Origin of the sequence: Thalassospira sp. TSL5-1 (assembly GCF_001907695.1) — a bacterium.
GTDB lineage: Bacteria > Pseudomonadota > Alphaproteobacteria > Rhodospirillales > Thalassospiraceae > Thalassospira.
In genome coordinates, this window is record NZ_KV880637.1 from 1,437,710 (window position 1) to 1,458,830 (window position 21,121).

Consider the following 21,121-nt stretch of genomic DNA (forward strand, 5'->3'; position numbering starts at 1 on the left):
GCGAACGGAAAAAACAGCCCTCACTCATCAACTGCAAGGAGAAAGAACATGGCGCGCGTCCTCGTAATGATTCCCTCGGGCGAAGTCTACGACCATGATTGTGTCCGCTGGTATAATTATCGCGATGTCCAGAAAAGCATTAACCACTATCACAATATTGGTGATGCCTTCGTGTTTGATTCATCACTCAAGCTGATGAACTTTGACAAGCTGGGTGTGTTGCCCATTGCCGATCCGAAAATGGAAGATATTGATCGCCTGCGCGAAGAATATGATTACGTCTTCCTGCGCGGTTCAAATTATATCCATTCCCATATGGACTGGCGCAATACGGTGGCGGTTCTTAAACGTCTGAAGCTGCCGGTTCTGGGCTTTGGCATTGGGGCACAGGCTCCGGTCAAGGGCAAGCTGGAGCTTTCCGAACAGACCAAAACCGTTTTGCATATGATGGCGGATTCAACCACCTCCATCGGGGTACGCGGGGCCTATACCGCACAGGTTCTGTGGGACCTTGGCATTACCAATGTGCGTATTGTTGGCTGCCCGACAGCATTCCGTGCCAATAACCCCAACATGCGTATCAAACTGCCCGCATTGGAGGACGTTAAAAATGTGGGTGTGACGCTGCGTCGCGAAGTATCGCCCGCCTATGCACAGGATATTAAACGTTACCTGACCTTCCATCGGGACCTGGTCAAGGAACTGGCAAACCGGTTTGATGTGACCCTGATGGCCCAGGGCGAACCGGAGGAAAAGAAACTGGTTTTCGGCACGGACGTTCAAAAACAGGAAGCCATGCAGGCCCTGAAGGACAATGACTGGGTCAAGAACTGGTATCTTGATGATACGATGGAAAAGCTTTACCGGGAAAAGCTGTTCTATTCCGATGTGGTGTCGGATTACGAGGATTTGGTTCGTACGAAGGATTGCGTGCTGGGTTACCGTTTGCACGGCAACCTTATGGCATTGTCCAACGGTGTTCCATCCGTTTACTTCACCTATGACAGCCGCACCGTCGAATTTGCCGAAACCTATCAAATCCCCAGCTATGACGTTTTCTCGCAAAAGGATTTCGTGCTGGAAGATTACTGGGACCAGTCCCTGTTTGACAAATTCAACCGCGCCTGGTTCCAGACCTATCGCGAAATGCAAACCTTCCTGAGCGAAAACAACATCGATCACAAGATGACCGATGTGATGGCATCGCAAAACCAGCCGCAGCGCAAAGTGGCCTGAATTTAAAAACCTCTGCATTGCCGCCAGCAAACAGGCGGGCGGCAATGCCCCTTATTTGCGGTTCATGGTCAAATTTACCCCGACCCCGACATGAACCGCCCTTGCAAGGAGGCAATAAAATGACAGTACTTGTTACCGGTGGCGCAGGTTATATTGGCAGTCACGCCGCACTGGCTTTGCTTGATGCGGGGCGCAAGGTTGTAATCTTGGATAATCTCAGCCAGGGCCATCGCTGGGCGGTGCCCGCCGGGGCCGCCTTTGTCGAAGGCGATTGCGGCGACCTTGATCTGGTCTCGCGCGTTATTCGCGAACATGGTGTCACTGCCATCATGCACTTTGCCGGTTCCATCATTGTGCCGGAATCCGTGGTTTATCCGCTGGATTATTATTACAACAACACGGTCAATTCCCGGGCCCTGGCCCAGGCGGCGGTTGATAACAATGTCCGTCATTTTATCTTTTCATCTACAGCAGGTGTGTACGGCGAACCGGCCAAAACCCCGATTTTGGAAGATTTCCCCTCCAAACCGATTTCGCCCTATGGCACGTCAAAAATGATGACGGAAAAAATGCTGCAGGATGCTGCCGTGGCCTATGACTTCCGCTTTGTGGCCCTGCGTTATTTCAACGTTGCTGGGGCCGACCCGCAAGGCCGGGCCGGACAAACCTCGCGCAAGGCCACCCATCTGATCAAAATCGCCAGCCAGGCCGCCAGCGGTGTGCGCAGCCATTTGGATGTTTATGGTGATGATTATCCGACCGAGGATGGCACCTGTGTGCGCGATTACATTCATGTCAGCGACCTTGCCAATGCCCATGTGCTGGCCCTGGAATATCTGGAAAAGGGTGGCGAAAGCGATGTGATGAATTGCGGTTATGGCCGTGGTTTCTCGGTTTATGAGGTGATTGATGCGGTTAAGCGTGTGTCGGGCAGTGATTTTACGGTGAACCTTGCCGAACGTCGTGCGGGCGACCCGGCAGCGTTGATTGCCGGGGCGGACCGCATTCGCGAGAAGCTTGGCTGGGAACCCAAATATGATGACCTTGATACCATCGTGACCCATGCGCTTGCCTGGGAAGAAAGCCTGAAACAGCGCCAGGCCAACGCCGCCTGACATGGCAAAAACGGGGTGAAAACACCCTGACAAAACGCAAAAAATAAACGAGCAAATTGCCGAAATATGCACCGCATAGCGTGCATATTTCGGCCCCGAGCAGGAGTTTCCAGATGGTTGAAAATATCAAGCCGGGCCGCAAGCCCCGGATCGGCGTGCTTATGCCTGCGGGCAAGGTGGTTGATGGCCACGGTGTTGTCACCCACACCTTTGGTGCACCGCAGCGCGCAACCGAACTGTTTACCAATATTGGCGACTGTTTTGTCTATGACAGTTCACTGCGCATCCTTGATTATGCCGAACTTTACCCGATTTACGGCCAAAGCAGCGGCGGGCTGAGCCAGGAGCAGATCGAAAAGATCAATACCCTTGATTACATCTTTTTGCGCGGTTCGAACTACATTAACACCAATGGGCAGTGGGATGAAATCACGGCTGTTTTGGAAAAAACCAAGGTGCCGGTTATGGCCTTTGGCATTGGTGTCCAGGTGCCCGATAATTCCGACGAATATGTCAATGAATCAACCAAACGCTTCCTGCAACTGGTGGCGGACCGGTCCAAAACCATTGGCGTGCGTGGGGCCTTGTCGCGCAAGGCGCTGAATTCGATTGGCATTAAAAATGTGCGTATTTTTGGCTGCCCGACGGCGTTTCGCCATTGCAAACCGGAACTAAGCCTGCCGCGCCTTAAGGCCAGCGAGATTAAAAATCTTGGCTTTACTCTGCGCCGTAAAACGCATGGCTTTGCCATGTTGCAGCGTTACATGCTGCGCACATTGGCGGAAAATTACCGTACCGAAATTTTATGTGCGGGCGAGCTGGAAGAAAAAGCCATTTTCTATGCCCGCAGCAATCAGGTGAACAATCCCAAGCACGTCATGGAAAAGGCCGTTGCTAGCCTGATCAAGGAAAAATGGCTCTATGGCGAGAATGATCCGCTGCTGGATCTGTATCGTTCGTCGCTGAGCGTTTTTGAAACCGTCAGTGATTTTGAAGATGCCGAATGCCGCCAGGATGCCGTTACCGGTTTCCGCCTGCATGGCAACCTTCTGGCTTTGGCAAACGAGGTTCCGGCCCTTTACATCACCTACGATACCCGGACCCGCGAATTCGTCAAAACACTGGGCATTCCGCATGTTGACGGGCGCTATATCGACCGTTTCTCGTTCGAGGAAGCCTGGGACAACGCCGATTTTGATCTGTTTGAAAAAACCTATGCCGAACGGTTCAAGGATTTGACCAAATTCCTTGATGAAAATGGCATGGCACATCGCCTGAGCCAGAACCCGACCCCAAACCTGAGCAAGGCGGCGTAACCATGCCAACGGAATGTGCAGGGACCCTCCACGCCCTGCACATTCCGGCCCTTTTGTTGGCGACAATAGCGCGGATATGAAAAGTGCATAGAAACGCGATTATCGGATTTTTGGGAAGTGCCATTCTGGCCGTAACGGCCGCCTGGCTTGTTCAATCGCCAAAGGCGCAGGAGCTGGATGTAAAGCTTGCCGGGCGCGATAGCGTTTTGTTTGATACAGCAATCAATGCCTGTGATGATTCCCATTTACCGGATGCCCCGGCACGCGCCTTTCGCGATGGGGAAGGGCGCATGGTGCTGTTTGCGCCCAATTTTCGCAATCGTGCCTTTGTCGGCCAAAACCTTGAAAACCTGCATAAGGATTGCAACAGCCGGTTTAAGGCCGCAGGCAAGGCCGACCCGGGCCTGCTGGATGACCGCACCTGGCTTCATGCCATTTATACCGACGATGGTGAAACGGTTTATGCCCTGGGCAGTGCCAGTTTCATGCCCTATCGCCATGACATGCCCTGCAAGGATGCCACCCAGCGCACCGATTGCTGGATCAACGGGCTTGTTACTCTGAAATCAACCGATGGCGGGCGGCATTTTACCTATCAGGCGCAACCGCCGCATCATGCCCCGTTTCCGCCGCCAATGGCTTATCGCGATGACCGCAAACATGCGCCAAGCTATGTGACGGCCACCAATATCGTGCGCTGGAAGGATTATCTTTATACTATCCTGTGGCGACGTGGGGTGGATTTCAAATCATCGCGCAATTGTTTGGCCCGTGCCCATGTCGATGACCCGCGAAGCTGGCAATTGTGGAATGGCAAAAAGTTCGTCGATGCCGCGCGCCTGACGCCCCATAACGGGTGGGAAGTGTATCAAACCGATTGCGCCCGTGTTGGCCCCTATGGGCTGACATCGATCAGGGGCATTGTACGCCATGAAGCCAGCAACACTTTTATCGCAGTGTATAAACACCGCCGTAAACACAAAGACGGCAGTTCTGAACACGGCATTTATTATTCAACGTCAAAGGACATGATCACCTGGTCCATGCCCCGTCTTTTGCTCCCGGCGGACCTAAAGCCCGATGCCGGGCCGGGCGACAGCTATGTGGCCTATCCATCCATCATTGATGAAGACAGCAAAGACCGCATTTTTGGCACGGTGGATGATCAGGCCAGCCTGCTTTACGTCAAATTCGTGCCGGTAAAGCGCAACGGCAAATGGGGCATGACCCGCCAGCTTATGCGCCAGCCCATCCGCTTTACCAATGACGAAAAGTAGGGTGCAAATCCCCAAACTCCAATCAAGGAACCAAATTCATGCAGTTTGACCGATTTGACATAGAAGGACCGCTGCTTTTTGTTCCCAATCAGCACCGTGATCCGCGCGGCATTTTTGCCGAAACCTTTCGCGAGGACGAATTTGCTGCCGCCATCGGCGATACCAAACTGGTGCAGGAAAACCAGTCCATCAGTGGGCCGGTGAATACCATTCGCGGCCTGCATTTTCAGGTTAATCCGCATGCCCAGGGCAAACTGGTGCGGGTGACACACGGGGCGATTCTGGATGTGGCTGTCGATATCCGGCCCGATAGCCCGACCTTTGGCAAACATATCCGCATCGAGCTTTCCGATCAGAACTGGTATCAGCTATGGGTGCCGCCAGGATTTGCGCATGGGTTCCGCACCCTGGTGCCCGATACCACGGTGGTTTACAAGGTCAGCGATTATTACAGCCCCGAACATGATCGTGGCATCGCCTGGAATGACCCGGACCTGGCAATTGACTGGCAACTGGGCCGCATGGAGCCGGTGATTTCGGAAAAGGATGAACGTCATGCTTCCTTTGCCGATTGGAAAATGTGCCATGAAAGCCGGGGTTTTCTAATGGATGAAGTCGCCATTCCGCAGCATCATCCCATTGCGTCCGAGATGTGGGACTATCAACCCATGCAGGCGTCTTAAGCTGCTTTGCAATGGGAGATTATGCGTCGATCAGGCGGCGAGGGCGGCAATCACCTGATCTTTGCTAAGCGTGCCAATGCGTTGTTGTTTGTGGTTGACCACATTCATGCCCGCCGGGCAGGCAATGGCAATGGGTAAAATATCTTCAAGGCGCATGTCGGCGGCAATTTCCGGCCAGTTGCCAGATTCTGCCTGTGGTGTGTTATCATCAATCGGCATCATCAGGGTTTTGGCGCGCAGTACGCGCGAACGGTTTATATCGCGGGTGAAGGCGCGTACATAATCATCGGCGGGTTTCATCACAATTTCTTCCGGTCGCCCCACTTGGATCAGGGCACCATCTTTTAAAATCGCAATCCGGTCGCCCAGCTTCAGGGCCTCGTCCAAATCATGGGTGATGAAAACAATGGTTTTATGAAGCTCGCTTTGCAGCTTCATCAATTCGTCCTGCATGTCACTGCGGATCAACGGGTCCAGCGCGGAAAATGCTTCATCCATCAGCAAGACTTCCGGGTTGGTCGTTAAGGCACGGGCAAGCCCTACACGCTGTTGCATTCCGCCCGAAAGTTCGTCGGGAAAACTGTCTTCGTATCCGGCAAGGCCAACCCGTTCGATCCATTTACGGGCGGCATTTTGGCGTTTTTGCCGGTCGGTTTTCTGAATTTTCAGGCCATAGGCGACGTTATCGAGCACATTGCAATGGGGTAGCAGGCCAAAACGCTGAAACACCATGCCCAGCTTTGCCCGGCGAAAGGCATTTAGGCGTGCCGTCGTCATGTTCAGGATATTCTCCCCGCCAAACAGGATTTCCCCTGCCGTCGGGTCAATCAGGCGGTTCAAATGCCGGATCAGGGTTGATTTGCCCGAGCCCGAAAGCCCCATCACCACAAATGTCTCGCCCTGTTCAATCGACAGCGACACATTGTTTAACCCCACCGTATGGCCGGTTTGTGCAAGGATGTCGTCCTTGTTTGCGCCTTTTCGCGCAAGTTCCAGCGCCTTTTGCGGATGGGGGCCGAATATTTTGTAAATATTGCGAATATCGATATAGCTCATGCCCCGTCTCCTGCCTTGGAGGTATGGCGGGATTTCTTGCCATAGGATTGCCCAATGCGGTCAAACACCACGGCCAGCAACACAATGGCAATGCCTGCCTCCACACCTTGCCCTACATCCAGGCGCTGAATACCGGTCAAAACCTGTTCGCCCAGGCCCCGCGCGCCAATCATGGAGGCAATCACCACCATCGAAATCGACATCATGGTGGTCTGGTTAATACCCGCCATGATGTTGGGCAGGGCCAGGGGCAGTTGTACCCCCCACAAAATTTGTGCCCGGCTGGCCCCAAAGGAGCGCGATGCCTCCAGCACTTCCTTATCGACCAGGCGAATGCCCAAATCGGTCAGGCGGATCACGGGTGGAGCAGCATAAATGACGGTTGCCAAAATCGCAGGGACCTTGCCCAAACCAAACAGCATCAAAGCCGGGATCAAATACACAAAGCTGGGCATGGTTTGCATCATATCGAGCAATGGCACCATCACGGCGCGTAGTTTGTTCGACATTGCCATGCCAATGCCCACCGGAATGCCGATAATGACCGAAAGGCCGGTTGCAATAATCATCAGGGCCAGGGTCTGCATGGCCTTGTTCCACAGGCCCAGCGTACCAATGGCGACCATCGCCAGCGCCAGGCCCAAAGTGGTTTTCCAACTGCGGCTGGCATGAAAGGCAATGGCGGCGATAATCGCGATGACAAGCCACCAGGGGGTGGCGCGCAGCAGATGTTCCAGCCACACCAATACGGTCAACAGGGCATCGGCAAAGGCCTCAAAGGCATCGCCGTAATTTACCACCAGCCAGTCCACCAGCGCATTGACCGATTTGCCAAGGGGGATATTCAGCTTTTCAGGAAACATGAACCTGTTTTCCGTTTTTTTAAGGGCAGGGCGTTTTCCTGAAACCTAACAATGATGGGTCGATAACTCACTCTTTAATCGGTTTTTCCGCGTCAGCAGATGTCAGGAGAACCGTTGCCAATGTCACAGAACGCACGGATCAAACATAATGTTCCGCGTAATTAAATTACGCGGGTGGGGATTGATGCCGCAATTTTCAAGGAAATTCCGACGGATTTTAGGAAATATCTTTTGTTGAATTTTTCCTTCCTCTCCCAACGTTTGACTAAGGAAAGGCACTGTTTGCCGGTGCCTGTTTTGGGGCTGTCGATTTATCGGCAATTCGGAGGATGGATATATGACACTAAAAACGAAGATGCTGGCGATATTTGTTGTCGCACCACTGGCCCTGGTTGGCAGCATGACCTTGGCAAATGCCAACGAATTTGAAGGGCAATTGCGCAATTACTCCCAGGATGTGAAAGCATGGCTGTCAGACCCAGTTGTGATTGATGCCGTGAAGGCCCAAAACGCCGAAAATGCCAACCTGACACAACAGGATATCGACAATCTGGACAAGCAATGGCGGGCCGAAACCGCCGCCACGGACAAACCCCTGATTGACAAGGTTCTGGCGCGGCCGCTGTCGAATTTTTTGCGCGAGAAGGCTGACGCGGCCCAAGGGCTGATTACGGAAATCTTTGTGATGGATAACAAAGGGCTGAATGTCGGGCAAAGTGATGTCACCAGCGATTATTGGCAGGGTGACGAAGCCAAATGGCAAAAAACATTCCTTGTCGGGCCGGGCGCCATTCACATGAGCGACGTTGAGCTTGATGAATCGACCCAAACCTACCAGTCGCAGTTAAGCCTGCCCGTGGTTGATAGCGACGGTAAAACCGTCATTGGTGCGGTTACGGTCGGGGTCAATGTGGAATTGCTGGAATAACAATGCCTGGTTTCAGCCAGTCGTCGTGGCCTGGATCACGGATAATTAAGAAAAACGAAGTGTCCTTCGGGGCAGGGAATGTGGGAAAATGAACATGGAAAATGGTGTAAAAGATGGTGGATCAGCCATTCCGCCGTTTGTCCGCAGTGGGTGGTCCATTCGCAGCAAACTGATTTTTGGTGTTGCCGCAACAGTTGTTATCGCTTTCATCGCAACGATCTATGTTGGCATCATTTTTTCAATTGATTCAGCAAAGGCCCGGCTGACGGACAGCAATGCCATCGTCACCTCGTTGATCGCGTCGCAAAATGGCGGGGCGGTAAAATTCCACAAGGCCGACGTGATCGAGGCCTCTTTTCAGAATCTGATATCGGATGAGCGCGAAGCACTGGCATCTGTTCTGGCAATCGATGTGGAAGGCAAGGCGATTACAAACTTTGCAGCGCCGGGCGTGGCACCGGCGCTGGCTGCACAGCTAAACGAATTGGGACAGGCGGCCATTCAGGCCGCCGCACGCCAGGAAACCCGAATTGGCGACATGCAGGTGATTGCCGAACCGGCAATCTTTGGCAAAAATCAGGATGTCGTTGGTTCGATTGTCATGGCGTGGTCTTTTGCCTCGCTTAAGGCTGAAACAGTGAAGAACGCCATTGATCAAACCGTGATCGCCATTGTGTTGCTGACGGCTTGTCTGGCGTTTCTGTTTTTACTGATCCATAAAATCGTGGCATCTCCCCTTAAATCCATGACCGGTGCCATGACACAAATCGCCGATGGCAATTTTGATGTTGTTGTGCCTGCCGGGATGCGACAGGATGAAATGGGCGAAATGGCACATGCCCTGAATGTATTTAAGGAAAATGGTCAGCGCATCGCCCGCCTGCGTGAAGAACGAAAGGAACTTGATGCCCGAAATGCTGCTGAAAATACCCGCCGTCTTGATGAAACCGCAAAGTCGTTTCGCGGGACGGTTGGCAGTATTGTCGAGGCGGTTTTAAGTTCTGCCAATGGTTTATCGGATAACGCCCGCATTTTGGCTTCAGCCACCGATACCTCGCGGCAAAAAACGGATCGGGTGTTAAAAAGCGTTGCCGAAGCCTCAGACGGGGTGGAGCAGGTTGCAACCGCCGCCGATAGATTGCGCAGCGCCCTGCACGAGGTCTCCCAGCAAATGACGCAATCGCGTACCGCCATCGAAGAAGCGGTTTCGCAAACCCGCCATACCGACGAAACAGTTGCCAATTTGTCAGACGAGGCGCGCAAGATTGGCGATGTGGTGAAACTTATTCAGGATATTGCGGCCCAAACCAACCTGTTGGCGCTGAATGCCACAATCGAAGCCGCACGGGCAGGTGATGCCGGCAAAGGGTTTGCCGTGGTTGCCAACGAGGTTAAGGCCCTTGCCAACCAAACTGCTCGCGCTACCGAGGAAATCACCAAACAGATTTCAGCCGTGCAACATATTTCCGAGGACGCCGCCGGCGCGATTGGACAAATTGGCGAGCGGATCAGCCAGGTGCATGCTGTGTCGCTTAATATTGAAAATGCGGTTGAAGACCAATCAAATGCAGCGAACGACATTACCCGCACCATCGATCAGACCGGCCACGCCATTACCAATATGAATGACGATATCCACGATGTGGTCGGTTCCATCCATGAAGCCGGCGAGGCAACCGGACATGTCCGGCGCTCCTCTGCCGAATTGGAGGAAGAGGCTCACAATTTACAGAAAAATGCCAATCTGTTTTTGGAATCCATTCGCAAATAGGCGGGATACAGGCGGTTTTAACGGGTGCTACGGAAAACAAAACAGCCCGCAGGCGTGAACCTGCGGGCTGTTTTTAAATGTCGGTGGTCAGAGAGTGGTCTGACGAAACGTCGCGAACTTATTCCGCTGCGGCGCGGGCTTCTTTGAGCCAGCCGTCAAACTTGCTCTGGTTGGCCTTGATCCAGGCATCTGCATGACGCGAGATGTCCTCGGCTGATTTTTGACCGTCGCGCATCAGCAGGTTTTCAGCACTGATGTCATTTGCCGAAATCTGCATGATCGAGAACAGCTTGGCAGCTGCCGGGTTTGCTTCTGCCCATTTCTTGTTGGCAATGATCTGCTGGTTGTTCACCTGGAAACCATAGTTGCTGCCATCGGGCAGGGCGGTGTCGGCATCCTTGTTTTCACCCGGAAGGGATGAGAACGGAACCTGCAGCCACACGGTGTCTTTACCCGGGACCAGAACGCCCGATACCCAATACGGGGTCCAGGTGTAATACAGGATCGGATCACCCTGTTTGTAACGGGTAATGGTATCGGCGATAATGGCCGAATAGGAACCCTGGTTATGCTCGACCGTATCGCGCAGACCATAGGAATCCAGGTGATGTTCGATCACCTTTTCACAGCCCCAACCCGGATTACAGCCAGCTAGGTCGGCTTTGCCGTCGCCATTGACGTCAAAAATCTTGGCAATTTTCGGGTCTTTAAGCTGTTCGATGTTGGTGATGTTGTATTTTTCGGCGGTTTTTTTGTCGATCAGGTAACCCTGAAGCGCACCCGGCGAATACACCCCCTCGCGATAGATTTTTTCATCGCCGCCTGCATTTTTATAGAAATCGGCATGCAGCGGGTTCCAGAAGTCCGCCATAAAGGTGCCATCGCCATTGGCAATGGCAACAATACCGGTGGCATATTCGATTTCCTGGATGTCTTTGACGTTATAGCCAAGTTCTTCCAGTGCCTTCATCACGATCTGGGTCTGGAAGGTTTCTTCGGCGATCGAGCTTTTCAGCGGTTGAACGTCAACACCTTCGCCCGGCTTCATATTGTCGGCAAATGCGGTGCCTGCCAGCAGCATGCTGCTTGTGACAGCAATCGCTGCACCGGTGGAAATTTTTTTCAGGATGGTCATTGGCTTCTCCTTGTTATGTGGTTTGGGCCGTTGATTCAGCCTTTATTGCAACCGCCTGGCGGTTATTTCTTGCCCATAAGGGAACGGACGAGGCCAACCGGACCGGTTTGATACCAGTGACGGGAGCCCTTGCTGCGCATGTCCTGACCAAGGGCCTGGGTCATGCGGTCCAATACAATTGCGAGTAACACGATGCCGATGCCGCCCACAGTGGCGAGGCCCATATCCAGGCGGCCAATGCCGCGCAACACCATCTGACCAAGGCCACCCACGGCAATCATGGAGGCAATCACCACCATCGACAGCGCAAGCATCAGGGTCTGGTTGACACCGGCCATGATGGTCGGCATGGCAAGGGGCAACTGCACACGAAACAGAAGCTGTTTCGGGCTGGCACCAAAGGAACGGGCGGCTTCCACCAGATCAGCCGGGACCTGGCGAATACCCAAAATGGTCAGGCGGATCAGCGGGGGCAGGGCGAAAATAATGGTCACGACCACACCAGGCACGTTGCCAATGCCAAACAGCATCACGATTGGCACCAGATAAACGAATGCCGGTGTGGTTTGCATGGCATCAAGGATTGGCCGTGTAATGCGCGAGGCCTTGTCATTACGTGCCAGCCAGATACCGGTAGGCAGGCCAATAATAACGCAGAACAGAACCGAGGTGATGACCAGGGCCAGCGTGATCATGGCTTCCGACCAGGCGCCAATCAGGCCAATGGCAACCAGCGACAAAAATGTGCCGATTGCCAGCCTGCGTCCTGCCACCTGCCAGGCCAGCAAGGCCATAACGACAATCACGATCAGGGCGGGGGTTGCTTGCAGGCCGGTTTGAACGCCGGTCAGAACGGCATCAATCGGCCAGCGCACGGCCTGAAAGAAGCTGCGGAAATTATCAACGACCCAGTCAAGGCCATTATTCACCCAGATATCAACCGGGAAGGCGGCATCGCGAAAGGGATGGACGATGCTAAAATGATGTTCCGGTGCCGGGGCGGTATTTGCCAGCCAGTCGCCTGAGGTATCAGAAACGCCGCTGCCGGCAGACGGGTCCGGGGTGCCCCAGGGGTTGGATGCTGCCGACGAGGCAGCGTCCCCGCCGCCCGATGTGGCGGTATCGGCGGCACCTGATTGTCCGCTACTTGCCCACGGATTGCTGTTATCAGCCATTGGTCAAATCTCCTTCCGGGTCAAGCGTTGCAAGCAATTTCGCTTTTCTGATCACGCCGGTATATCGCCCATTGTCGGTCACAATCGGGACACCGCACGGGGCATGGGCAACCTTGCCGATCAGTTCGGAAAGCTGTGTGTCTTCGGTCACGGGCTCAATATCGGGCAGGAACGCCGCCGAAAGCTTTTCAGCCCCGGCCTTGATGGCGCGTTCAACGCTTTCCTGCGAAATCACGCCATGAAATTCCATGTTGCTGCCAACGATATAGCCAAATTCGCGGTTTTCGGTTTCAAGGCGGCGCTGTGCGGTTTTAAGGCCAACACCCTCGCGCTCGATCACCGTGGTTTCGCGTTTGGAAACAATATCTTTTGCGGACAGAATGGTGGAAACATCCACTCCGCGAAAGAATGATTTGACGTAATCGTTTGCCGGGTTGTTGAGGATTTCCTCCGGTGTGCCAACCTGAACCACAATCCCGCCTTCCATGATGGCAATGCGGTCGCCAATGCGCATGGCTTCATCCAGATCGTGCGAAATAAAGATGATGGTACGCTTGTGTTCGCGCTGCAAAATCAGCAATTCGTCCTGCATTTCGGCGCGAATAAGCGGGTCAAGGGCGGAAAAGGCTTCGTCCATCAGCATCACGGCTGGGTCATTGGCAAGCGCACGGGCCAGCCCGACACGCTGCTGCATGCCACCGGAAAGTTCGTCGGGGTAGGAATCTGCCTGGGCGCGCAGGCCAACCTGCTCAAGCGCATTTAGCGCGCGCTGCTGGCGTTCTTCCAGGGCAACACCGGCAAGTTCCAGGCCAAAGGCGGCATTATCGACAACGGAAAGATGCGGCATCAGGGCAAAGGACTGAAACACCATCGACATATCGCGACGGCGCAAATCCATCAGTTCCTGCGCATTCATTGCTGCAATATCGACCCCGTCATACAACACCTGCCCGGCGGTGGGTTCGATCAAACGGTTGAGCAAACGGACAAGCGTGGATTTACCAGAACCCGAAAGCCCCATCACCACGAATATTTCGCCTTCGCGAACGGTGAAATTTGCACCGCAGACGCCAACTGTCTGGCCCGTTTTTTCAAAGATTTCTGCTTTGTCGATACCCTCATTCACCATTTTCATGGCCTGGTCGGGGTGGTCGCCAAAGACTTTATACAGGTCTTTTACAACAATTTTATCTGTCATGGTCCCCTGTCGGTTTTTGGAACGAGCATCTTGCCCCGCCCGGTTTATTCCGGAGGTTCAAGATCGTTCGTTTTGTGTTTGGCCAGTCTGACTGGTCGTGGCCAGTGCGATCGCTTCCCCGAGCACCGTCACATTCAATACCAAAGATAGTTACAATTCAAAACATTTGATGTCAAATTATATTTGAGATAAGTTGTCGGTGTTTTGGGAATTTTGAAAGTGTTTTGATGACGTCAGAACAGCAAAAACGACGCGACTCACTCGATGTTCTGGTTGCTCTGCGCCAGATCATTCGGGCATCCGATCTGCATTCAAAACATGTGATGAAGGTTTGTGGGCTAACCGTACCGCAACTTGTGGTGTTGCTCGCCATCCAGGAGCTTGGTGATGTAACGGTAAAGGAAATTTCGCGCCATGTCTCGTTAAGTCAGGCAACGGTGACGACCATCCTTAACCGTTTGGAGGAGCGAAACTTCGTGCGTCGTGTGCGTAATGCAACCGACAAGCGTGTGGTGAATAGCTGTCTGACCCAAAAGGGGTCGGATATGATCCGTAATACGCCACCTTTGCTGGATGATGATTTCATGGATCGCTTTGAAGGCTTAAAAGAAAACGAGCGCGGACGGATTGTTACATCACTAAAGAAAATTGCGATGCTGATGGAGGGGGATGACGTGGATTTGCGTCCGCCAACGAAGCCTCGTCATAAAGAGGAAAGTTGTTGATCCGATGTTTGTTTTAAGCTGGCTTTTATGCCGCGATTTTTTGATAACGCCCGTTTTGGGGTTTTGTTGCACGATAAATAAAAAATTGGGGCAGCGCATGACTGCCCCCAGGGTGGTTTCACGATCTGCATACGGTAGGCGACAATGATTGTCGCTGCATAAAGACCCTTTTAAAGGCTGTCTTTTATTCGCTGGGCAACATCCGCCGGGACCCATTTTGTCCAGATATTCTGTTTTTCCTTTAGAAAATATTCGGCGGCTTCTTCAGTTTTTTCACCTTCATCCTGCATATAGGCCAGCATTTCCGAAACCAGCGCGCTGCTGGTGTGATAGTGCGATAAGAATTCCGTCAGTGTCGGGGCGGCTTTCATGAAGCCGGTATTCACACCGACCGTGACCGTACTTTGAGGATAGGCAGTTGCCTGGCTGACATCGCTGCCATCTTTCAGCTTGTCGAAAATTTCCTTGTTATAGGCCGGTTCTTCCAGCTTGACGCTGTCATAAAGGCCCATCACCCAGGTCGGCCCCCAATAATAATACAGGATCGGCTCGCCCCGTTTATTGGCCGATGCAATGGCGGCTGACAGGGCCGCCCCCGTGCCAGGACGGAAATTGGTGTAGCTGTCTTCAAGGCCATAGGCCTTAAGCTTGTTGCTATTGACCTTTTCACAGACCCAGCCGGACGGGCAGTTGTAAAAACGGCCTTTGCCCGGTTCTTCGGCATCTTCAAACAGTTTGGTGTATTTTGGAAGGTCCGAAACTGATTTCAGGTCGGGCGCCATTGGCTTGATACCGCGCTTTTCGTCCCCCTCAATTACAAAACTGGGCACGAACCAGCCTTCGACCGCATCGTCAAAGTTAACGCCAATCTGTTTAACGGTTCCGGCTTCTTCGGCCTTTTTCCAGGCGTCTGCCACATTGTCACGCCAGATTTCCATCACAACATCAATGTCACCTTTGCCTGCCCCCGTGAGCAGCGGAATGGTCTCGCCGGGCAGGGCATCGGTTTGGCAGCCGTAACCTTTTTCCATGATGTAACGGGCAACTGCATTATGAAACAGGGCACTGTCATAATTAAGCCCGGCAAACATCACCGGGCGGTCAATCTCGCAGGATGCGTCGGCAGCACGGGCAGGGGTTGTATTAAGTTGCAGGGAAAGGCCGATACCTATGGCCATCAACGTTGTAGCTCCGGCGGGCAGGAATTTCATGTTCAGGGTTCCTCGACATTTTTTGACAGTCCGGAAGCGCATCATGTGCCAGCCGGCTTGTTATGATACGAACCAAAAAGGATATGGTTCCCTCATGCCTGTTTCTGGCGGTCCGATACAGTTTGGTGAAAAGTGTACCTGTCGTGTTTCGGGTCGTGCAACCTCTGATCCTGATGCAATTGACAGGATGTGTCAGCAGGTTGAGGGAACGGGCGGGCCGGTCATCAATATGGCAGCAGACGTCTCTCGCTTCAGGATCATGTCTGTTAATGCCGGTGCGTTCGGGTATATGGTCGCTCCATGTCCGCCTGCGTCCCCTAACAGGATTGAAATCTGCCATGCACGACAGTTTGTTTGTTTTTGATATTGAAACGGTGCCCGATACCGATGTTTTGCCCAACCTGACCGGTGAAACCGCACCGGACCCGGAAACCGGACGCAAAATGCTGGAGCAATATCATCTTGATATTACCGACGGGCGCAACGGTTTTGCCCGCCAGCCCTTTCACAAGGTGGTTGCGATCAGTTTTCTGCGGGCCACCATTCAGCGTGACGGCAATCTTGAAACCTACGAGATCGAGGAATTGCGATCCGGCGGAGATTTGACCAGCGAAGAAAAAGACCTTGTTGCCGGTTTCTTTGCCTATTGCGGCAAGCTCTATCCCCGGTTGGTGAGTTTTAACGGGCGTGGTTTTGATTTGCCGGTTTTAAAATATCGGGCCATGAAGCATGGGGTTTCGGCGCGCTGGCTGCATCAGTCGGCTAATAAATGGGAAAATTACACGTCGCGTTACGCGCCCAACTGGCATTGCGACCTGGCCGAGGTTTTGTCGGACTATGGTGCATCGGCACGGACTAAAATGAACGAGGTGTGTGCAGCACTTGATTTGCCCGGCAAAACCGGCGTTGATGGCAGCAAAGTTGCCGACATGTTTGACGCGGGCGAAATTGACGGCATTCGCCGTTATTGCGAAACCGATGTTTTAAACACCTATCTTCTATATCTTCGCTATGTCCTTCATACCGGCCTGTCGGACCATGATGGTTATAACCACGCCATCAATTTAACCGTGGCCTGGCTGGAAGAACGGGCAGGGGATATCCCTGCTTATCAGGAGTTTCTCGAAGCCTGGCGGGTTTCCAGCAAGGGAAGTTTCAACATTTTGTGATCGGATTTTGGGGCAGGTTTGCCGGGCTGCGTGATGTGTTTCACAGCGGCGGCGGATATTTGCGCATTCAGTTTGGAGTGCGAGCCATTTGCAGGTAACGTTCTTGCGGCTGAAAACCATTCGCAATTTCATTTGCGATGTTACCACGTAAATCTGGAAAGGAACGCCCCGTTGAAGATCAAAAAAGTAATGACTGGTATTGCATTTGGTGCATTGGCACTGGGGTCGGCAACGGCCACTGCATCAGCGCAGGAGGTCAATGTCTATTCGCTCCGTCAGGCGTTTTTGGTTGAGCCGCTGTTTGCAAAATTTACCGAACAGACCGGTGTTAAGGTGAATGTGATTTTCGCCGAAAAGGGACTGGTCGAACGGATCAAACAGGAAGGGGTTAACAGCCCGGCGGATGTGTTGATGACGGTTGATATCAGCCGTATTTCCGATGCTGTGGCCGCCGGTGTGACCGAAAGTGTTGACAGTGATGTTTTGCAAAACAGCATTCCGGCCCATTTGCGCGATGAAGACGGGCACTGGTTTGCCTTAACCCAGCGCGGTCGCGCCATTTATGCTTCCAAGGAGCGGGTAGCAGAAGGCGAAATCACCAGTTATGAAGACCTGGCCGACCCGAAATGGGAAGGACGGGTTTGTACCCGGTCCGGCACGCACGATTACAATATCGCCCTGTTTGCATCCATGATTGCCCATCACGGGGCAGAGGATGCCAAGACCTGGCTGGAAGGTTTGAAATCCAATCTGGCCCGTAAACCGCAGGGCAATGACCGTGGGCAGGTCAAGGCAATCAAGGAAGGCGAATGTGATATCGCCATCGGCAACACCTATTATTTCGGGAAAATGATGGACAACCCCGACCAGCGGAACTGGGCCGAAGCGGTCAATATCGTATTCCCCAATCAGGCTGATCGTGGCATGTCGATGAATATTTCCGGTATGACCCTTATTAAGGGCGCACCGCATAAGGAAAATGCCATCAAGCTGATGGAATTCCTGGTCAGCGATGAGGCCCAGCAAATCTATGCCGAAGTGAACTATGAATATCCGGTCAAACCGGGTGTTGAATGGGCTGAAAACGTAAAATCCTGGGGGACTTTCAAGGCCGACGCATTGCCGTTGTCCGAAATTGCCCGCCTGCGCGCTGATGCCGTGCGGATGGTTGATCAGGTTGGTTATAACGAATAAGCCCGTATCGCCGGGTTTAGCAGGATAGTTGCATTGCGCCTGGGGCAAGGTTTTGCCTCAGGCACTTTTTTTTTAGCATGCAACAAAAATATTTTGCTTTTAAATCTTTTTAAAACAGGGCTTTGTTTCGTGATCTTAATGGCAATTTCAGACCGGTTTTGCATATGAAGTTGTTGAGAGAGGCGATATTGCTGTGATCGTTGTGATTGAGCCTTGCCAACTTGGTTCATGAAACGTTAATTTCGCGCCCTGCGAATGTTTTTCATTCCCATTGTCATTATTGGAACGATCAGGAGAGCCTTCATGAACCTGCGAAAAATTATTCTTGGACTGGCGATAGCAACTGTTTCATGCTCCGTCGCCCAGGCCGCGCAGGAAGTGAATGTCTATTCGCTGCGTCAGCCGTTCCTGATCAAGCCGATGTTTAAAAAATTCACCGAAGAAACCGGCATTCGCGTTAATACCCTGTTTTCGCAAAGCGGGCTGGTGGAACGTGTGAAACATGAAGGGCGCAACAGCCCGGCGGATTTGCTGTTAACCGTTGATATTGGCCGCATTCAGGATGCGGTCGATGCCGATATCACTCAATCCCTGACCAGCGACGTGATCGAACAGAATATCCCCGCGCAATATCGTGACAAGGATGCCCAGTGGGTTGGCCTGACCACCCGTGCGCGTGTTATCTACACGTCGCTTGACCGGCTGGAGCCGGATGCCCTTAAAACTTATGAAGAACTGGCCGATCCCAAATGGAAAGGCCGCATCTGCATTCGTTCGGGCATGCACGTTTATAATATTGCCCTGGTGGCCTCGATGATTGCCCATCATGGCCCGGAAAAGGCCAAGGAATGGCTGGTCGGGTTAAAGGATAATCTGGCCCGCAAACCGCAGGGTGCAGATATTGACCAGATCGAGGCCGTATCGCAGGGCGTATGTGACGTTGCGATTGGCAATTCCTATTATTACGGCAAAATGCTGGATGATCCGAACAAGGCCGATGCAGCCAAACAGGTCCGCATCGTATTCCCCAATCAGGAGGGTCGCGGCACCCATGTGAATATTTCCGGCGTTGCACTGATGAAAAACGCGCCGAACAAAGAAAACGCCATCAAGCTGGTGGAATTCCTGTCGGGTGATGAAGCCCAGCATATGTATGCCGAAGTCAATTTTGAATATCCGGTAAAGCCCGGCGTTGAATGGTCGAAAATGGTGGCGTCCTGGGGCCGGTTTGATGCCGATACCCTGCCACTGAACGAAGTGGCGGATTTGCGGGGCGATGCCATTCGCATGATCGACGAAGTCGGCTTTAACGAATAAAGATATCGGTGCATTTTGGCAACTCATCCGGATTATCGCTCGTCCGCCACCAGCGAGACCTTTGACCCGCTTAAACATCGTCCGCTGGTGCGTTCCATGCGCTGGTGGCCACAGGGGCAATCTTCCTGGTGGCTGGGTGGGGCAATGGTTATTGCCTTGCTGGTGGCCGCGCCGATTGTGGCTGTTGTTTATCTGGCCCTGTTCCCTACCGAAAATATCTGGCCGCATCTGGCCTCCACGATGTTGCCGCGTTATTTGTCCAACACCTTTATCCTGATGATCGGGGTGGGCATTGGTGTGACGCTGATGGGCGTTTCGTCCGCCTGGGTGGTGACAATGTGTCGCTTGCCGGGCAAGCGATTTTTTGAATGGGCGATGCTGCTGCCAATGGCTGTTCCGGCCTATATCGTGGCCTATGTTTATACCGACCTTCTGGAATATGCCGGGCCGGTGCAGGGCACCATTCGGGCCTGGTTTGGTTTTCAAAGTGCGCGGGATTACTGGTTTCCTGATATCCGCACCAAGGGCGGCGCGATTATCGTGCTGAGCTTGACACTTTATCCCTACGTTTACATGCTGGCTCGGGCGGCGTTCTTGTCACAATCGGTTTGTGTGCTCGAAGCGGCACGGGTGCTGGGCCGTGGCCCCTGGAATGCCTTTGTCACCGTGGCCCTGCCATTGGCCCGCCCGGCGATTGTGGTGGGCGTGATCATCGCGCTGATGGAAACCCTGAATGATTTTGGCACCATCGATTTCTTTGCCGTTCACACCCTGACTGCCGGTATTTTCAATGTTTGGCTGGGAATGGGCAATGCCGGTGGGGCGGCGCAAATTGCGCTGACCATGCTGGTGGTTGTTGTGGTGCTGATTTTGGCAGAGCGTTATTCCCGCCGCCGCCAGCGTTTTCACGATACCACATCACGCTTTCAGGAACTGCCGGGCTATGAACTGGGGCTGGGGGCAAAAACGGCGGCCTTGCTGGTTTGTACATTGCCGATTGTGCTGGGCTTTGTCATTCCGGCCTGGGTGCTGATTTATTATTCGATTGGCTATTTTGACCAGTCCTGGACCAGCGACTTTTTTGAATTTGCCGGTAACAGTTTGCTGGTGTCGGGCCTTGCCACCTTGATGGCGGTCGGGGCGGCATTGTTCTTGGCCTATGCCCTGCGCCTGTTTCCCAAACCGGCCCTGCGGGCCTGTATCCGGTTGGCATCGGTTGGTTATGCGGTGCCAGGGGCCGTGCTGGCAATTGGCGTTTTGGTGCCCTTTGCCGGGCTGGATAATGCCGTTGATGCCTTTATGCGCGATCATTTTGGTGTATCAACCGGCTTGTTATTAAGCGGTACCATTTTCGCCATCGTTTTTGCTTATAGTGTGCGGTTCATGGCGGTGTCTTATGGCTCGATCGAGGCGGCCCTGGGCAAGGTCCGCCCCAGTATGGATGATGCGGCCCGCACCCTGGGCGAAACACCATTTGGCACCTTGAAACGCATTCATTTCCCCCTGGTGCGCGGCGGCATTTTGGCCGCCTGTGTGCTGGTTTTTGTCGATTCAATGAAGGAACTGCCCGCAACCCTGATTTTGCGACCCTTCAATTTCGACACCCTGGCAACCCATGTTTACCAATATGCCAAGGATGAAATGATCGAACAGGCCGCCCTTGGGGCCTTAACCATTGTACTGGTTGGGGTTATTCCCGTGGTAATGTTAAGCCGTGCTATTTCGCGATCCCGGCCCGGACATCGTAATTGA

The 21,121-nt window shown here is 53.1% G+C and carries 18 protein-coding genes; 12 read left to right on the forward strand and 6 right to left on the reverse strand.

Annotated features, from left to right (window positions below; genetic code table 11):
- The first annotated feature begins 48 nt into the window (after positions 1-48).
- The 5 genes from LF95_RS06775 to rfbC all read left to right on the forward strand — a co-directional run bounded on the left by LF95_RS06775 (position 49) and on the right by rfbC (position 5,627).
- Entirely contained in the window at positions 49-1,236 is a 1,188-nt protein-coding gene (locus tag LF95_RS06775; RefSeq protein WP_073954239.1) for a polysaccharide pyruvyl transferase family protein, read from the forward strand.
- 119 nt (positions 1,237-1,355) lie between these two features.
- The gene (gene galE / locus LF95_RS06780) at positions 1,356-2,351 is read left to right on the forward strand and encodes a UDP-glucose 4-epimerase GalE (RefSeq protein WP_073954240.1); all 996 of its coding nucleotides are present in this window, start codon (positions 1,356-1,358) and stop codon (positions 2,349-2,351) included.
- 113 nt (positions 2,352-2,464) lie between these two features.
- On the forward strand, positions 2,465-3,667 hold the full coding sequence (locus tag LF95_RS06785) for a polysaccharide pyruvyl transferase family protein (protein WP_252509679.1): 1,203 nt from the start codon (positions 2,465-2,467) through the stop codon (positions 3,665-3,667).
- Positions 3,668-3,750: 83 nt separating this feature from the next.
- The gene (locus tag LF95_RS06790) at positions 3,751-4,944 is read left to right on the forward strand and encodes a hypothetical protein (RefSeq protein WP_143181959.1); all 1,194 of its coding nucleotides are present in this window, start codon (positions 3,751-3,753) and stop codon (positions 4,942-4,944) included.
- A 38-nt stretch (positions 4,945-4,982) separates the two neighbouring features.
- Positions 4,983-5,627 carry a dTDP-4-dehydrorhamnose 3,5-epimerase gene (rfbC, locus tag LF95_RS06795; protein ID WP_083607542.1) on the forward strand — a complete coding sequence of 215 codons (645 nt, stop codon included), beginning with the start codon at positions 4,983-4,985 and terminating at the stop codon, positions 5,625-5,627.
- Positions 5,628-5,657: 30 nt separating this feature from the next.
- On the opposite strand, the gene LF95_RS06800 is transcribed toward rfbC, so the two are convergent.
- Both LF95_RS06800 and LF95_RS06805 read right to left on the reverse strand, forming a co-directional pair.
- Positions 5,658-6,683: a quaternary amine ABC transporter ATP-binding protein gene (locus LF95_RS06800; protein WP_073954242.1), complete on the reverse strand. Its 1,026-nt coding sequence runs from the start codon at positions 6,681-6,683 to the stop codon at positions 5,658-5,660.
- Complete coding sequence (locus LF95_RS06805; RefSeq protein ID WP_073954243.1) at positions 6,680-7,546, reverse strand: ABC transporter permease; 867 nt, start codon at positions 7,544-7,546, stop codon at positions 6,680-6,682. The genes LF95_RS06800 and LF95_RS06805 overlap by 4 nt, the downstream gene beginning before the upstream one ends.
- Before the next feature lie 337 nt (positions 7,547-7,883).
- Between LF95_RS06805 and LF95_RS06810 the strand changes: the two genes are divergently transcribed.
- On the forward strand, positions 7,884-8,474 hold the full coding sequence (locus LF95_RS06810) for a PDC sensor domain-containing protein (protein WP_073954244.1): 591 nt from the start codon (positions 7,884-7,886) through the stop codon (positions 8,472-8,474).
- Between the two features lie 94 nt (positions 8,475-8,568).
- On the forward strand, positions 8,569-10,245 hold the full coding sequence (locus LF95_RS06815) for a methyl-accepting chemotaxis protein (protein ID WP_168173666.1): 1,677 nt from the start codon (positions 8,569-8,571) through the stop codon (positions 10,243-10,245).
- A 118-nt stretch (positions 10,246-10,363) separates the two neighbouring features.
- On the opposite strand, the gene proX is transcribed toward LF95_RS06815, so the two are convergent.
- From proX to proV, 3 genes are all read right to left on the reverse strand, one after another.
- The gene (gene proX / locus LF95_RS06820) at positions 10,364-11,380 is read right to left on the reverse strand and encodes a glycine betaine/L-proline ABC transporter substrate-binding protein ProX (protein WP_073954246.1); all 1,017 of its coding nucleotides are present in this window, start codon (positions 11,378-11,380) and stop codon (positions 10,364-10,366) included.
- A gap of 62 nt (positions 11,381-11,442) precedes the next feature.
- Positions 11,443-12,555: a glycine betaine/L-proline ABC transporter permease ProW gene (proW, locus tag LF95_RS06825; protein WP_073954247.1), complete on the reverse strand. Its 1,113-nt coding sequence runs from the start codon at positions 12,553-12,555 to the stop codon at positions 11,443-11,445.
- The gene (proV, locus tag LF95_RS06830) at positions 12,548-13,753 is read right to left on the reverse strand and encodes a glycine betaine/L-proline ABC transporter ATP-binding protein ProV (protein ID WP_073954248.1); all 1,206 of its coding nucleotides are present in this window, start codon (positions 13,751-13,753) and stop codon (positions 12,548-12,550) included. Before proV ends, proW begins: the two co-directional genes overlap by 8 nt.
- A 227-nt stretch (positions 13,754-13,980) precedes the next feature.
- Here proV and LF95_RS06835 point away from each other — a divergent pair, with 227 nt between their 5' ends.
- On the forward strand, positions 13,981-14,478 hold the full coding sequence (locus LF95_RS06835) for a MarR family winged helix-turn-helix transcriptional regulator (protein ID WP_073954249.1): 498 nt from the start codon (positions 13,981-13,983) through the stop codon (positions 14,476-14,478).
- A 170-nt stretch (positions 14,479-14,648) separates the two neighbouring features.
- On the opposite strand, the gene LF95_RS06840 is transcribed toward LF95_RS06835, so the two are convergent.
- The gene (locus LF95_RS06840) at positions 14,649-15,689 is read right to left on the reverse strand and encodes an ABC transporter substrate-binding protein (protein WP_073954250.1); all 1,041 of its coding nucleotides are present in this window, start codon (positions 15,687-15,689) and stop codon (positions 14,649-14,651) included.
- Positions 15,690-16,027: 338 nt separating this feature from the next.
- On the opposite strand from LF95_RS06840, the gene LF95_RS06845 reads away from it, so the two are divergent.
- From LF95_RS06845 to LF95_RS06860, 4 genes are all read left to right on the forward strand, one after another.
- Positions 16,028-16,858 (forward strand): 3'-5' exonuclease, encoded by an 831-nt coding sequence (locus tag LF95_RS06845; protein WP_073954251.1) that lies wholly within the window; start codon positions 16,028-16,030, stop codon positions 16,856-16,858.
- A 189-nt stretch (positions 16,859-17,047) separates the two neighbouring features.
- On the forward strand, positions 17,048-18,052 hold the full coding sequence (locus LF95_RS06850; RefSeq protein WP_073954901.1) for a Fe(3+) ABC transporter substrate-binding protein: 1,005 nt from the start codon (positions 17,048-17,050) through the stop codon (positions 18,050-18,052).
- Between the two features lie 303 nt (positions 18,053-18,355).
- A complete protein-coding gene (locus LF95_RS06855; RefSeq protein WP_073954252.1) occupies positions 18,356-19,369 on the forward strand; it encodes a Fe(3+) ABC transporter substrate-binding protein in 1,014 nt (337 codons plus the stop codon).
- A 15-nt stretch (positions 19,370-19,384) separates the two neighbouring features.
- Positions 19,385-21,121, forward strand: coding sequence for an ABC transporter permease (locus LF95_RS06860; protein ID WP_252509680.1), 1,737 nt, complete (start codon positions 19,385-19,387; stop codon positions 21,119-21,121).

What these genes read in the sequence shown, in the direction of transcription:
- LF95_RS06810 (WP_073954244.1), top strand. Translation starts at nt 7,884, where the DNA reads ATGACACTAAAAACGAAGATGCTGGCGATATTTGTTGTCGCACCACTG.
- proW (WP_073954247.1), bottom strand. Translation starts at nt 12,555, where the DNA reads ATGGCTGATAACAGCAATCCGTGGGCAAGTAGCGGACAATCAGGTGCC.
- LF95_RS06850 (WP_073954901.1), top strand. Translation starts at nt 17,048, where the DNA reads ATGACTGGTATTGCATTTGGTGCATTGGCACTGGGGTCGGCAACGGCC.
- galE (WP_073954240.1), top strand. Translation starts at nt 1,356, where the DNA reads ATGACAGTACTTGTTACCGGTGGCGCAGGTTATATTGGCAGTCACGCC.
- LF95_RS06845 (WP_073954251.1), top strand. Translation starts at nt 16,028, where the DNA reads ATGCACGACAGTTTGTTTGTTTTTGATATTGAAACGGTGCCCGATACC.
- LF95_RS06785 (WP_252509679.1), top strand. Translation starts at nt 2,465, where the DNA reads ATGGTTGAAAATATCAAGCCGGGCCGCAAGCCCCGGATCGGCGTGCTT.
- rfbC (WP_083607542.1), top strand. Translation starts at nt 4,983, where the DNA reads ATGCAGTTTGACCGATTTGACATAGAAGGACCGCTGCTTTTTGTTCCC.
- LF95_RS06775 (WP_073954239.1), top strand. Translation starts at nt 49, where the DNA reads ATGGCGCGCGTCCTCGTAATGATTCCCTCGGGCGAAGTCTACGACCAT.
- LF95_RS06855 (WP_073954252.1), top strand. Translation starts at nt 18,356, where the DNA reads ATGAACCTGCGAAAAATTATTCTTGGACTGGCGATAGCAACTGTTTCA.
- proX (WP_073954246.1), bottom strand. Translation starts at nt 11,380, where the DNA reads ATGACCATCCTGAAAAAAATTTCCACCGGTGCAGCGATTGCTGTCACA.
- LF95_RS06815 (WP_168173666.1), top strand. Translation starts at nt 8,569, where the DNA reads ATGGAAAATGGTGTAAAAGATGGTGGATCAGCCATTCCGCCGTTTGTC.
- LF95_RS06835 (WP_073954249.1), top strand. Translation starts at nt 13,981, where the DNA reads ATGACGTCAGAACAGCAAAAACGACGCGACTCACTCGATGTTCTGGTT.
- LF95_RS06840 (WP_073954250.1), bottom strand. Translation starts at nt 15,689, where the DNA reads ATGAAATTCCTGCCCGCCGGAGCTACAACGTTGATGGCCATAGGTATC.
- LF95_RS06805 (WP_073954243.1), bottom strand. Translation starts at nt 7,546, where the DNA reads ATGTTTCCTGAAAAGCTGAATATCCCCCTTGGCAAATCGGTCAATGCG.
- LF95_RS06800 (WP_073954242.1), bottom strand. Translation starts at nt 6,683, where the DNA reads ATGAGCTATATCGATATTCGCAATATTTACAAAATATTCGGCCCCCAT.
- proV (WP_073954248.1), bottom strand. Translation starts at nt 13,753, where the DNA reads ATGACAGATAAAATTGTTGTAAAAGACCTGTATAAAGTCTTTGGCGAC.